This is a genomic window from Cryobacterium sp. M25, assembly GCF_002929635.1.
Taxonomy (GTDB): domain Bacteria; phylum Actinomycetota; class Actinomycetes; order Actinomycetales; family Microbacteriaceae; genus Cryobacterium; species Cryobacterium sandaracinum.
Genome location: NZ_PJJU01000055.1, coordinates 1 through 13,724 on the forward strand (window position 1 = coordinate 1; position 13,724 = coordinate 13,724).

The window sequence follows — 13,724 nt, forward strand, 5'->3', positions numbered from 1 at the left end:
CGCAAGTTCGGGACGGTCAAGAAGGACGTCAGACATATTTACCTCTTCTGCCACCCCGGCAACCCGGATATTAGTCCGGTCGTTCCCAGAATGGCCTCCAGCGGAGACCCGGTCAGGGATCGGTTGTGTGGGCGGCTACGTTGCGTACCTAAGATGTTTAAGGACGACGGGATAAAGCGCCGCGGTTGTGGCAAACGCAACGCTCCCGCCCATGAAACACCTAATTCTACAGGCTGGCGACGGGTTCAGCAGTGCGATCCAGCGTTTTCACATGTGGTCATCGAAGAGGGAGCAGAACCGGTGAATCGAATTACGGCGTGGTTGCCGACCAGGATTGACAGGCGTGTGCGTGTGATCGCGTGGATCTACCTCGCCGCCCAGATTCTGCTGGTCGGGACGGGTGGCCTGGTGCGCCTGACCAGCTCGGGCCTCGGTTGCCCCACCTGGCCCAAGTGCACCGCGGACTCAGTGGTCAACACGCCCGAGATGGGCATCCACGGCTACATCGAATTCGGCAATCGCCTGCTCGGAGTTGCCCTCGGTCTGGTCGCGATCGCGGCCTTCCTCGCCGTGGTGCGCCTCCGTAAGGAGCGCCCCGACCTGTTCTGGGTCTCCCTGCTCGCGGGGTTGGGCATCCCCGCGCAGGCCGTTATCGGCGGCATCAGCGTTCTTGCCCAGCTAAACCCCTATGTGGTCGGCATCCACTTCGTGATCTCCGTGATCCTGGTCGTGCTGTGCACCGTCTTCGTGCACCGGGTCTACACCGGCCGGGTGCCGCGCACCCTCGCGGTTCCGGTCTGGTATCGGACGCTGGCGTATGTCACGAGCGCGGTCGTGTTCGTCACGATCCTCGTCGGCATCCTCACCACCGGCTCGGGCCCGCACGCCGGGGACGCGGATGCTCCCCGCACGGGCCTTGACCCCGAAATCCTGCAGCGCGTGCACAGCTGGCCGGCCTACGTCACCGTTGCCCTCACCGTGGTTCTCCTGGTCGTGGCCTTCTCGCGCGCTCTGCCGACGCAGGGCTGGGCCCTTCTCCTTCTGCTCGCCGAGGCCATGCAGGTCGGCGTCGGCCTGATCCAGTCCAACACGGGGCTCCCTGCCGGGTTGGTCGGCATCCACATGGTGCTCTCCTGCGTGCTCGTGGCCATCCTGACCGCGCTCGTCCTGAACCTCAGCACACCGGTGGACGTGCGGGTGTCCCCCAGAGCGACCACCCCCGACCTGGTCGGTCGCCGGTAGCGACGTAAGTCCTCGTCGCTTAGTTGTGGTCATCACAGCCCGAACGCCGTGCCCGGTGTCGAACGGGAGCTGCGGGCTAGAACGGGAGCAGCGGATCAACTCCGACGGCCAGGAACAACAGGGTGAGATAGGCGATCGAACCGTGGAAGACGCGCATCGGCGACACCTCCACGTGACGGATCGCCAGGCCGTACAGCCGGTGCGTCTCGTAGATGAACCAGGCGCCGGTCACCAGGGCTACGAAGAGGTACAGCAGACCCATGTCCGCGATCGGTACGAGCAGGAGCGAGCAGGCGACGGTCGCCCAAGCGTACAGGATGACCTGAAGGCCCACCTGGCTGCGGCCGCGCACGACGGCGAGCATCGGCACCCCGGCGGCCTGATAGTCGTCACGGTATTTCATGGAAAGCGGCCAGTAGTGCGGCGGCGTCCACAGGAAGATGATCAGGAACAGGACGAAGGGCGGCCATGATAGGTCGCCGGTCACGGCGGCCCAGCCGATGAGCACGGGCATGCAGCCCGCGATGCCGCCCCAGACGATGTTCTGGGCCGTGCGGCGTTTCAGAACCATCGTGTAGAAGACGACATAGAGCAGGATGGCGCCCAGCGACAGGGCCGCGGCGAGCCAGTTCGTGAAGGCCAGCAGCCAGAGAATCGATGCCAGACCGACCAGCCAGGCGAACACCAGGGCCTGCCGGTCGGTGAGTTCCCCCGTGACGAGCGGGCGATTCTGGGTACGCTTCATCAGCCGGTCGATGTCCCGGTCGATGTAGCAGTTGAACGCCCCGGCAGAGCCGGCGCTAAGCGAACCGCCGATCAGGGTTGCCACGACCAGCCACAGGCTCGGGATGCCCTGTTCGGCCAGGATCATCGTGGGAGCGGTGACCACCAGGAGCAGTTCCACGACCCGCGGCTTGGTCAGCGAGAGGTAGGCCCTTGCCGTGCGCCGGAGCGTGCGTGGGGTGCTCAGGGTGTGGGTTTCGGCTGCTCCGGGCAAGGCTCCTCCAACGCTGGTGACAGTGACTGTGATTCTAGGCGAACTGTCGGAACCGAAACCGTCGACGGGCCGCCGGGGGTGCGTCACGAGACGACACATCACGGGTCCGAACCGGCGTTGCCTATACTGGGGGTGCTCGCCAATCTCGGTGCATGCATGCTGATCCACCGGAACCGGGCATCTGCTGCGACACCGTGATGACGCTGATATCCTCGGGCGCGCACAATAGCGGAAGCGGGTTCTCAGCAACCTTCTCCCTTGTCTTCAGAAGGGTCAATACCAAGTGGCAGCACTGCAGTGGGATTCAATTGACAGCAAGGCGGTCGACACCGCACGCCTCCTCGCGGCCGATGCCGTGGAGAAGGTCGGGAACGGGCATCCCGGTACCGCCATGAGCCTCGCTCCCGCGGCCTACCTCCTGTTCCAGAAGGTGATGCGGCGTGACCCGTCCGACAACGAGTGGATCGGTCGGGACCGTTTCATTCTCTCGGTCGGCCACAGCTCGCTCACCCAGTACGTGCAGTTGTACCTCGGTGGCTACGGACTCGAGCTCGAAGATCTAAAGGCTCTGCGCACCTGGGGTTCCAAGACGCCCGGGCACCCGGAGTACGGCCACACCGACGGGGTCGAGATCACGACCGGTCCTCTGGGCCAGGGTCTGGCCTCCGCCGTCGGCTTCGCCTACGCCTCCCGCTTCGAGCGCGGACTGTTCGACCCGGAGGCGTCGGTCGGCACGAGCCCGTTCGATCACTTCGTGTACGTGATCGCCGGCGACGGCGACCTGCAGGAAGGCATCACGAGCGAGGCCTCCTCCCTCGCCGGCCACCAGCAGCTCGGCAACCTGATCGCGATCTACGACAGCAACCAGATCTCCATCGAGGACGACACCAACATCGCCTTCACCGAGAATGTCGCGGCCCGCTATTCGGCCTACGACTGGCACGTGCAGACAGTCGACTGGAAGCAGACCGGCGCCTACGTCGAGGACGTCGCCGCACTCCACGACGCGATCGAGGCGGCCCAGGCAGTCACCGACAAGCCGTCGCTGATCATCCTGAAGACCATCATCGGCTGGCCCAGCCCGAAGAAGCAGAACACGGGCAAGATCCACGGTTCGGCGCTCGGCGCCGAGGAGCTGACCGCCGTCAAAACGGTCCTCGGTTTCGACCCCGCGCAGGCCTTCGAGGTCGCCGACGAGGTCATCGCGCACACCCGACAGGCCGTGGACCGCGGGGCCGCCGCCCACTCCGCCTGGAACGTCGAGTTCGAAGCCTGGGCGACCGCCAACCCTGAGCGCAAGATCCTGCTCGATCGGGTGCTCTCCGGCGACCTACCCGACGGCGTCGAGGCGGCCCTGCCCGTCTTCCCCGCCGGCACGGAGGTATCGACCCGTGCCGCGTCCGGCAAGGTCCTCACCGCGCTCGGCACGGTCATCCCCGAGCTGTGGGGTGGCTCCGCCGACCTCGCAGAATCGAACAACACCACCATCGGCGGTGCTGCCTCCTTCATTCCGAGCGAGCACTCCACCGGCGAATGGACCGGCAACCCCTACGGCCGCGTGCTGCACTTCGGCATCCGCGAACACGCCATGGCCGCCATCCTGAACGGCATCGTGCTGCATGGGAACACCCGCCCCTTCGGCGGCACCTTCCTGATCTTCAGCGACTACATGCGACCGGCCATCCGCCTGGCCGCGCTGATGCAGGCCCCCTCGATCTTCGTCTGGACCCACGACTCCGTCGCCCTCGGCGAGGACGGCCCCACCCACCAGCCGATCGAGCAGCTCGCGACCCTGCGCGCCATCCCCGGACTCGACGTGGTGCGCCCCGGCGACGCCAACGAGGTGTCCTGGGCGTGGAAGACGATCCTCGAGCGCCGCCAGGGACCGGCCGGCATCGTGCTGACCCGCCAGAACATTCCCGTGTTCGAGCGCGGCGAGGGCGACGCCACCGGCGACGTGCTCGCATCCGCCCGAAACGTGGCCCGGGGCGCCTACGTGCTCGCTGAGGCTGCGGGCGGCACCCCTGATGTGATCCTGATCGGCACCGGCTCCGAGGTGCAGCTGGCCCTGGCGGCCCGCGAGCAGCTCCGGGCCGAAGGCATCAACGCGCGCGTCGTGTCGGCCCCCAGCCTCGAATGGTTCCGGGAGCAGAGCGCCGAATACCGCGAGGCTGTCCTGCCCGCATCGATCACCGCCCGGGTATCCGTCGAGGCGGGAATCGCGTTGACCTGGGACAAGTACGTCGGCGACCGTGGCCGCAGCGTCTCGATCGAGCACTTCGGTGCGTCGGCCGATTACAAGACCCTGTTCCGTGAATTCGGCATCACGACGGATGCCGTCGTCGCCGCCGCCAAGGAAACTCTCGCCGCGCACTGAACCCACTGCGCCGGGACACCACACACCTGAATACCCTGCATTCCAAGGAGATACGAAATATGACTGAGAACACTCCCCTAGCCGAGCTGTCATTGGCCGGCGTCAGCATTTGGCTGGACGACCTGTCCCGGGAACGCATCGCTTCCGGCGGCCTGGCGAACCTGATCGACACGAAGAACATCGTCGGCGTGACCACCAACCCGACGATCTTCGCCGGCGCCCTCAGCAAGGGCGAGGCGTACGCGGAGCAGGTGGCCGCTCTTGCCGCCGCCGGCACCAGCGTGCACGACGCCGTGTTCGAGATCACCACCGACGATGTGACCGCGGCCAGCGATATCTTCCGCCCGGTTTACGATCGCACCCGCGGCGTCGACGGGCGCGTGTCGATCGAGGTCGAGCCCGGGCTGGCCCACGACGCGGCCGGCACGGTCACGCAGGCCCAGGAACTGTGGGCGAAGGTCAATCGACCCAACGCCATGATTAAGATCCCCGCAACGGTGGAAGGTCTCGAGGCGATCACCGCGACGATCGCCCTCGGCATCAGCGTCAACGTCACCCTGATCTTCAGCCTCGAACGTCACCGCCAGGTCATCAACGCGTACCTTTCCGGCCTGGAGAAGGCCAAGGCGGCCGGCCTCGACCTCAGCGTGATCCACTCCGTTGCGTCGTTCTTCGTCTCGCGGGTCGACACCGAGATCAACGCCCGCCTCGAGGTCATCGGGACGACAGCCGCGCTTGCGCTCAAGAGCAAGGCCGGCGTCGCGAACGCCCAGCTCGCCTATCAGGTCTACGAGGAAGCCTTCTCCACCGAGCGCGCCCTCGGCCTGATCAGCGCCGGAGCCAACAAGCAACGCCCCCTCTGGGCCTCCACCGGCGTCAAGGACCCCAGCCTCCCCGACACCCTGTATGTGACCAACCTGGTCGCGCCCGAGGTCGTCAACACCATGCCGGAGAAGACCCTCGAGGCCACACTCGACCACGGCGTCATCCCCGCGAACTCCATCACCGGCGCGTACGACGAAGCCAACCTGGTTCTCGACGCACTCGCGAACGAGGGTGTCTCGTACAACGACGTCACCCAGGTTCTAGAGGCCGAAGGCGTGGCCAAGTTCATCGTCTCGTGGAATGAACTCCTCGAGACCGTGACCGCTGCCCTCGAGACCGCCACGACGACCAAGACCGGGGCCGCACTGTGAGCTTGCACATCTCCGTGAGCGGCGCGGCGGCCGAGGCCGTTCGCACCACCGTCCCGACCCTGGTGGCCGACCTCGTCGCATCCGGGATCACCGCCCTTGACCCGGCCCTCTGGGGCCCCGAAGCCGAAGCCGAAGCCGCGAAGCGACTCGGCTGGACCGAGTCCGTTACGGATTCCCGTCCGCTGGTCGCGGAGATCCTTGCCCTGCGCGACTCCCTGCGGGCCGGCGGAGTCACCCGTATCGCCCTCACCGGCATGGGTGGCTCGTCGCTGGCGCCCGAGGTCATCACCCGCACCGCGGGCGTGAACCTCACCGTGCTCGACTCCACCGACCCCGGTCAGGTCCTCGCGGCCCTCGGCGAGAACCTGGCCGCCACCGCGCTCGTGGTGTCGTCGAAGTCCGGCTCCACGGTCGAGACCGACAGCCAGCGCCGTGTCTTCGAGCGCGCCTTCCGCGCGGCCGGCATCGACCCGGTCGAGCGCATCATCATCGTGACCGACCCTGGCTCCCCCCTCGACGCGGATGCCCGTTCCGTGGGCTACCGCGTCTTCAACGCGGACCCCACAGTCGGTGGACGTTTCTCCGTGTTGACTGCGTTCGGACTCGTTCCGTCCGGCCTTGCCGGCGTGGACATCGCCGAGCTGCTCGACGAGGCCGAGGCCGTTTCGCTTTCCCTTGCCGTGGACACCGCCGAGAACCCGGGGCTCATCCTGGGTGCGGCCATCGCCGCGACCACCCCGCGCCGCGACAAGCTCGCAATCGTCGAGGATGGCACCCACATCGTCGGTTTCGCCGACTGGGCCGAACAGCTGATCGCCGAATCCACCGGCAAACAGGGCATCGGCATCCTTCCTGTCGTGCTCGACCTGGACGCCCCCGAGCTGACCCTGGACCTGCCTGACCTGCAGGTTGTTCGCCTGGTCTCCGACGCCGGCCTCGACGTGTTCTCCGACAACGGCGGACACGACGAGATCCGGATCAGCGGCACCCTCGGCGCGCAGTTCCTCGTCTGGGAGTATGCCACCGCCGTCGCCGGCCGCTTGCTGGGCATCAACCCGTTCGACCAGCCGGATGTCGAGGCCGCCAAAAACGCGACCCGCGGTCTCCTCGACGCCCGTCCCGAACCGGTCCCCGCCGCGTTCATCACGGACGGAATCGAGATCCGCGGCACCGCGCACGTGATCGGCGCCGCCAGCGACCTGCCCTCCGCTATCGATGCCCTGATCGAGGAGCTGGGCACGGACGGCTACATCTCCGTGCAGGCCTACGTCAACCGGCTGGAACTGTCCCAGCTCGCCGAAATCCGTGATCTGCTGGCCGCACTGGCCAAGCGCCCGGTCACGTTCGGCTGGGGACCGCGGTTCCTGCACTCCACCGGCCAGCTGCACAAGGGCGGACCGGCCACCGGAGTGTTCCTGCAGATCCTCACCACCCCGGACGTCGACCTCGACATCCCGGAGCGCCCCTTCACGTTCGGGGAACTAATCCTGGCCCAAGCCAGCGGTGACGCCAGCGTGCTGGCGGACCATGGTCGCCCCGTACTGACGCTGACGCTGACCGACCCGGCCATGAACATCGCCACCCTGTTCGACGCACTGCGCTAACCCGTTCGGCGCCGGCCCGCGGGCCGGCGCCGAACAACGTGCTCGAACGCCACACCTCGAAGGAGCTGCATGTCCCCGGTGGAAATCACCCCGGAGTTCAATCCACTGCGTTCACCACACGACTACCGTCTGAATCGCATCGCCGGGCCCAGCAGCTTGGTGATCTTCGGCGTCACCGGTGACCTGTCGCGGAAGAAACTCATGCCGGCCGTCTATGACCTCGCCAACCGCGGCCTGCTCCCGCCGGGTTTCGCGCTCGTCGGATTCGCACGCCGCGACTGGACCAACGAGGACTTTATGAAAGTCGTGCACGACTCGGTCAAGGAGTACGCGCGCACCGAGTTCAACGAGGACGTCTGGACTCAGCTCGCCGAGGGCATCCGTTTCGTGCCGGGGTCGTTCGACGACGCCGCGTCGTTCCAACTGCTCAAGGACACCATTGCGCAACTCGATCGGGAGCGCGGGACGATGGGCAACCATGCGTTCTACCTGTCGATCCCGCCGAAGGCATTCCCGCAGGTCACGGAGCAGCTGCGCCGCTCCGGCCTGGCCGATCAGACGGACGGGCAGTGGCGGCGGGTCGTGATCGAGAAGCCGTTCGGCAGTGACCTGCAGACCGCGCGCGAACTCAACGCCGTGGTCGAGTCGGTCTTCCCGCCCGACTCGGTCTTCCGCATCGACCATTACCTGGGCAAGGAGACGGTGCAGAACATTCTGGCCCTCCGCTTCGCGAACCAGTTGTACGAACCGATCTGGAACACCAACTACGTCGACCACGTGCAGATCACCATGGCCGAGGACATCGGCGTGGGCGGTCGGGCCGGCTACTACGACGGCATCGGCGCAGCCCGGGACGTCATCCAGAACCACCTGCTGCAGCTTCTGGCGCTAACCGCCATGGAGGAACCAATCTCCTTCGACGCTGCCGACCTGCGCACGGAAAAAGAGAAGGTTCTCGCCTCCGTCCGGCTTCCCGACGACCTCGCCCGTGGCACGGCCCGCGGCCAGTATGCCGGCGGTTGGCAGGGCGGCGAGAAGGTCGTGGGGTTTCTGGACGAGGACGGGATGGACCCCGAATCCCTCACCGAAACGTATGCCGCGCTGCGGCTGACCATTGAGAACCGCCGGTGGTCAGGGGTGCCCTTCTACCTGCGTGCGGGCAAGCGTCTGGGCCGCCGGGTCACCGAGATCGCCGTGGTGTTCAAACGAGCCCCCCAGCACCTCTTCGGCAAGGGAAACTCCGCACCGTTGGGCGAGAACGCCCTGGTCATCCGGGTGCAGCCCGACGAAGGCGTCACCATCCGTTTCGGCTCCAAGGTGCCCGGTGCCGGCATGCAGGTGCGCGACGTGACGATGGACTTCGGCTACGGCCACGCCTTCACCGAGGCCAGCCCCGAGGCCTATGAGCGGCTCATCCTCGACGTGCTCCTGGGCGACCCGCCGCTCTTTCCCCGGCACGAGGAGGTCGAGCTGTCGTGGAAGATCCTCGACCCGATCGAGGAGTTCTGGGCGAAGCAGGGCCAGCCCGAGCAATACCGGCCGGGAACCTGGGGTCCGGTCTCGGCCGACGAACTGCTGTCCCGCGACGGCCGACATTGGAGACGCCCATGATCGTCGATCTGCCCAACACGACCACCTCCAAGATCTCCAAGGCCCTGGTGCGCATCCGCGAAGAAGGCGGCGCGGTGGCCCTCGGCCGCGTGCTTACGCTCATCATCGCGTCCACCATGGGCCGCGAGGAGGAGGCCATCGAGGCCGCGAACGACGCGTCCAGGGAACACCCCATGCGCGTGATCGTGCTGTCAACGATGGACCAGGATGACACGGCCTCCCCACTCGCCCCCCGCGTCGACGCGGAAATCCGTGTCGGCGGGGACGCGGGCGCCAGCGAGGTCATCGTGCTGCGCGCCTACGGTGAGGCCGCCAGCGACCCGGAAAGCCTGGTCACCGGCCTGCTCCTGCCCGACGCCCCCGTCGTGGCCTGGTGGCCCGGTGTGGCGCCCACTGTGCCAGCGGATTCGCCCCTCGGGCGCATCGCCCACCGGCGCATCACGGATGCTTCCGCGCAGCCCGACCCGCAGGCCGCGCTTCATCACCTCTGCAGTTCATACCGTCCCGGCGACACGGACTTCGCCTGGACCCGCCTCACCCTCTGGCGCGCCCAGCTGGCGGCGGTCCTCGACCAGCCGCCCTACCTGCCTGTGACCGCCGTGCAGGTGACCGGTGCCGCGGACTCGCCGTCCACGACCCTGCTCGCCGCCTGGCTCGATCTGCAGCTGCAGGTCTCGGTGGACTACGAGTTCACTACGGGGCCGCTGTCCCACGGCATCCGGAGTGTGCACCTGACGCGCTCCGCCGGGCTCATCTCGCTCGAACGAGACGTGCCCGACATCGCCAGACTCACCCAGCCCGGCCAGCCCGTTCAGGACCTCACCCTCAAGCGCCGGAGCCTGCGGGACTGCCTCAGCGACGAGCTGCGCCGCCTCGACCCCGATGAGCTGTATGGTGAGGTCATCACGCGCGGCCTACCGCACCTTGACGATGTGGTCGCAGAACACAACGAAGGACGACCGTGACCAACGAACGACGCGTACTCGTGCACACCGATCGCGCGGCCCTGGCCGCCTCGGTGGCGGCCCGATTCATCACAACGACCGTGGACCTCCTGCACGAACAGGGAGAAGTCAACGTGGTCCTGGCCGGCGGCAGCGTCGCGATCGAGGTCTTGGAAGCTGTCAACGCCTCCGCGGCCCGCGACACCATCGACTGGGGCCTGGTCACGTTCTGGTGGAGTGACGAGCGCTGGGTGCCCAAGGAGCACCCCGACCGCAACGAGCGCCAGGCTCGCACCGCCCTACTCGACCACATCCAGATCCCGGAGGCGAACATCCACCCCTTCGCCGCCTCGGACGAGGGAGTCGACCTCGACACCGCAGTCGAGAGCTACGCCGCGTTGCTCGAGTCCGCCTCGATCGAGGGAACCGACCTGCCGCGCTTCGACATCACCTTCCTCGGCGTGGGGCCGGACGGCCACGTCGCCTCCCTATTCCCGCACCAGGCCGGCATCCGCGAACACAGCAAGAGCGTGCTCGCCGTGCGCAACTCTCCCAAGCCCCCGGCGGAGCGGCTCAGCCTCAGCCGACCGGCCCTGAACTCCTCACGGTGCGTGTGGATGGTGCTGGCCGGGCCGGACAAGGCATCGGCGCTCGGTCTCGCCCTAGCCGGCGCCAGCCGCGACGAGGTGCCCGTGGCGGGCATCAAGGGCCGCCGGTACACGAACTTCTTCGTCGACCGGGAGGCCGCTGCGGAGGTCCCCGAGAACCTCACCGCGTCGACGTTCTAGAACAGTCCCCTGCTCGGGCAGACCCGCACACCGAGAACGGCCCCGACCGGAGTCGGGGCCTTTCTCGGTGAACGACAGGCGTGCGTGTCCAAACGTCAGTTCGTCGCGGACAGCTTGCCCCGGCGCACGCGCAACTGCTGCAACGCTTCTTCGAGGAGCGATTCTGCCTCTTCCTCGGTCCGGCGTTCCTTCACGTAGGCAAGGTGCGTCTTGTACGGTTCAAGCTTGACCACCGACGGCGGGTTCTCTTTGTCGCGCCCGGCCGGGAGCCCCGACGACGGGCAGTCGATGGTCACCGGGATCTCTTCATCGGGGAGGTTTGCCGCGAAGTAACGCACGGTCTCGTTGCCGAGGGCGTCCCAGTAGGACACCTTGATGCGGTCCGCGTGAAAACCGCGGTCCTGCTCGCCCATGGGGCCGGCACCGACCCGGGATCCTCTGATTGCGCTGCCACCAGATGCCATTATGTTCCTCCGCTTGAAAAGGGCGTTGTAGCCGATTGACCGGTTGAGCTAGAGCTCGTCGAAACTGTGAAACGGGAGGCTAAAGCCCCGTGTCGAACTTGGTGATGAGTCCCAGGATTACGATGCAGGTAATCCAGAGCAACCCCAGGATGACGGTGATGCGGTTGAGGTTGCGTTCCGCCACACCGGACGCACCGAGGTTGGAAGTGACACCTCCGCCGAACATGTCGGACAGACCGCCACCACGCCCCTTGTGAAGCAAAATGAGCATGGTCAACAGGAGACTCGTAATTCCGAGCAACACCTGCAGCACAACCTGGAGAATCTCCACGCGAAACCTTTCACAGTGCGATGGGCCCAAAAAACCCATCAAGATCAGTGATAATCATAGCCTGACTCACGAACCAGCCCACCGACCCCCTGTTGGGGAACGATGGGCTGCTTCGAGGCCTGCTGCCGAGTTGAGACAGCAGATGTGGTGCAGTTGTCTTGTTACAGACCGACGTGCTGCTGGAACCGGACGATGCTCGAGAATTCGTCGATATCCAGGCTGGCGCCGCCCACCAGGGCGCCGTCCACGTTCGGCTCGCGCATGAAGCCCGCGATATTAGAACCCTTCACGGAACCGCCGTACAGGATGCGGGTCTTGTCGGCCACATCCTGGCCCAGCGTCTCCGTGAGCACGAGACGCAGTTGCGCCGCCACCTGCTCGGCCTGCTCCGGCGTTGCCGCCTTGCCGGAACCGATCGCCCAGACGGGCTCGTAGGCGACGACGAAGTCGGCCGCGTTGGTCACGCCGGCCAGGGCCGCGCGCAGCTGGGCGACCGGTACGGCGCTCGGGCCGTGCAGTTCCAGGTCCGCGGCAGACTCGCCGACGCAGATGATCGGAACCAGGTTGTGCTTGAGCGCTGCCGTGACCTTCGCCGCGACGATTTCGTCAGTCTCGGCGTGCAGTGTGCGGCGCTCGGAGTGACCGATCAACACATACTTGCACTCAAGCTGCGCGAGGAACGCGCCGGAGATCTCACCGGTGTACGCACCCGAATCCTGGGCCGACAGGTCCTGGCCGCCGAAGGCGATCGGGAGCTTGTCAGCGGAGACGAGCGTCTGCACGGAGCGGAGGTCGGTAAACGGTGGGAACACCGCGACCTCGACCGCTGCGACATCGTGCTTCGCATCCTTGAGATTCCAGGCGAGCTTCTGGACGAACGCGATGGCCTGGAGGTGGTCCAGGTTCATCTTCCAGTTTCCGGCAATCAGCGGAGTGCGCCGTGGGTGTTCGTTTACTGCCATCCGAGGACCTCCAGTCCTGGCAGGCGCTTACCCTCGAGGAACTCGAGGCTCGCGCCGCCGCCGGTAGAAATGTGACCGAACTGGTCATCGGTGAAACCGAGGATGCGCACGGCCGCGGCCGAATCTCCACCACCGACGACACTCAGGCCGTCGACCTCGGTCAGCGCGCCGGCCACCGCACGGGTGCCCTCCGCGAACGGCGCCAACTCGAACACGCCCATCGGGCCGTTCCAGAAGACCGTCTTCGACGACCGGATGATGTCGGCGAACGCCGCAGCGGTCTCCGGTCCGATGTCCAGGCCGAGACCGGAGGCACCGAACGTGGTGCTCTCGATCGCGTCGGCCGGGCTGACCGCCACCTCGGCGTCTGCCCCGAACTTGGAGGCGACGACGATATCCGTCGGCAGCACGATCCGCACGCCCAGGCGCTCCGCTTCCTGAAGGTATCCGCGAACGGTTTCGATCTGGTCGGCCTCCAGCAGGCTTGCGCCCACCTTGTGGCCCTGAGCGGCGAGGAACGTGTACGCCATGCCGCCGCCGATGAGCAGCGAGTTGACGCGGGGCAGCAGGTGCCCGATGACGCCGAGCTTGTCGGACACCTTCGAGCCGCCCAGAACGACCGCGTACGGCACTTCGGGCTTCTCGGTGAGGCGGTTCAGGACTTCGAGCTCAGCGGCGATCAGGAGGCCGGCCGCGCTGGGAAGGATCCCGGCGAGGTCGTACACACTGGCCTGCTTGCGGTGCACGACGCCAAAGCCATCCGAGACGAGCACATCGCCCAGAGCGGAAAGCTCCGTGGCGAAGGCGCCGCGCTCGGCGTCGTCCTTGGCGGTCTCCCCCGCGTTGAAGCGGAGGTTCTCGAGAACAACCACGTCACCGTCGGTGAGGGCGGCAACGGCAGCCTGAGCCGACGCCCCGACCGTGTCCGTGGCGAATGCCACGTCCGCGCCCAGGAGCTCGCCGAGACGGTCGGCAACGGGAGCCAGGCTGTACTTGGCTTCCGGTGCGCCCTTCGGGCGACCGAGGTGCGACACGATCACAACTCGCGCGCCCTGCTCGATGAGGGCCTTGATGGTGGGCAAGGATGCCCGGACGCGCCCGTCGTCGGTGATCTGACCGTCTTGCAACGGCACATTCAGGTCACAACGGACGATGACGCGCTTTCCGCCGAGCTGCCCCAGTGAATCAATAGTACGCAGCGTCACTGC

The 13,724-nt window shown here is 66.7% G+C and carries 12 protein-coding genes; 7 read left to right on the top strand and 5 right to left on the bottom strand.

The window, feature by feature from the left end; translation table 11 throughout:
- Nucleotides 1-345 precede the first annotated feature (345 nt).
- Nucleotides 346-1,242, top strand: a complete 897-nt coding sequence (locus CXY81_RS10925) for a heme A synthase (protein WP_233194133.1) — start codon at nucleotides 346-348, stop codon at nucleotides 1,240-1,242.
- 76 nt (nucleotides 1,243-1,318) lie between these two features.
- Here the strand turns inward: CXY81_RS10925 and CXY81_RS10930 are convergent, their stop codons facing one another.
- The gene (locus tag CXY81_RS10930; protein ID WP_233194134.1) at nucleotides 1,319-2,239 is read right to left on the bottom strand and encodes a heme o synthase; all 921 of its coding nucleotides are present in this window, start codon (nucleotides 2,237-2,239) and stop codon (nucleotides 1,319-1,321) included.
- Between the two features lie 283 nt (nucleotides 2,240-2,522).
- On the opposite strand from CXY81_RS10930, the gene tkt reads away from it, so the two are divergent.
- From tkt to pgl, 6 genes are all read left to right on the top strand, one after another.
- A complete protein-coding gene (tkt, locus tag CXY81_RS10935; protein WP_104194858.1) occupies nucleotides 2,523-4,616 on the top strand; it encodes a transketolase in 2,094 nt (697 codons plus the stop codon).
- 59 nt (nucleotides 4,617-4,675) lie between these two features.
- Nucleotides 4,676-5,812: a transaldolase gene (gene tal, locus CXY81_RS10940; protein ID WP_104194859.1), complete on the top strand. Its 1,137-nt coding sequence runs from the start codon at nucleotides 4,676-4,678 to the stop codon at nucleotides 5,810-5,812.
- The gene (locus CXY81_RS10945; RefSeq protein ID WP_104194860.1) at nucleotides 5,809-7,416 is read left to right on the top strand and encodes a glucose-6-phosphate isomerase; all 1,608 of its coding nucleotides are present in this window, start codon (nucleotides 5,809-5,811) and stop codon (nucleotides 7,414-7,416) included. The genes tal and CXY81_RS10945 overlap by 4 nt, the downstream gene beginning before the upstream one ends.
- 69 nt (nucleotides 7,417-7,485) lie before the next feature.
- Nucleotides 7,486-9,027 (top strand): glucose-6-phosphate dehydrogenase, encoded by a 1,542-nt coding sequence (gene zwf, locus CXY81_RS10950; protein WP_104170974.1) that lies wholly within the window; start codon nucleotides 7,486-7,488, stop codon nucleotides 9,025-9,027.
- The gene (locus CXY81_RS10955) at nucleotides 9,024-9,992 is read left to right on the top strand and encodes a glucose-6-phosphate dehydrogenase assembly protein OpcA (protein ID WP_104170975.1); all 969 of its coding nucleotides are present in this window, start codon (nucleotides 9,024-9,026) and stop codon (nucleotides 9,990-9,992) included. Before zwf ends, CXY81_RS10955 begins: the two co-directional genes overlap by 4 nt.
- A complete protein-coding gene (pgl, locus tag CXY81_RS10960; protein ID WP_104170976.1) occupies nucleotides 9,989-10,759 on the top strand; it encodes a 6-phosphogluconolactonase in 771 nt (256 codons plus the stop codon). The genes CXY81_RS10955 and pgl overlap by 4 nt, the downstream gene beginning before the upstream one ends.
- 95 nt (nucleotides 10,760-10,854) lie before the next feature.
- On the opposite strand, the gene CXY81_RS10965 is transcribed toward pgl, so the two are convergent.
- The 4 genes from CXY81_RS10965 to pgk form a co-directional block, all read right to left on the bottom strand.
- Nucleotides 10,855-11,223, bottom strand: a complete 369-nt coding sequence (locus CXY81_RS10965) for an RNA polymerase-binding protein RbpA (protein ID WP_104170977.1) — start codon at nucleotides 11,221-11,223, stop codon at nucleotides 10,855-10,857.
- Nucleotides 11,224-11,302: 79 nt separating this feature from the next.
- Entirely contained in the window at nucleotides 11,303-11,554 is a 252-nt protein-coding gene (secG, locus tag CXY81_RS10970) for a preprotein translocase subunit SecG (protein WP_104170978.1), read from the bottom strand.
- A 161-nt stretch (nucleotides 11,555-11,715) separates the two neighbouring features.
- Nucleotides 11,716-12,516: a triose-phosphate isomerase gene (tpiA, locus tag CXY81_RS10975; protein ID WP_104170979.1), complete on the bottom strand. Its 801-nt coding sequence runs from the start codon at nucleotides 12,514-12,516 to the stop codon at nucleotides 11,716-11,718.
- On the bottom strand, nucleotides 12,507-13,721 hold the full coding sequence (gene pgk, locus CXY81_RS10980) for a phosphoglycerate kinase (protein ID WP_104170980.1): 1,215 nt from the start codon (nucleotides 13,719-13,721) through the stop codon (nucleotides 12,507-12,509). The genes tpiA and pgk overlap by 10 nt, the downstream gene beginning before the upstream one ends.
- Nucleotides 13,722-13,724: the final 3 nt, after the last annotated feature.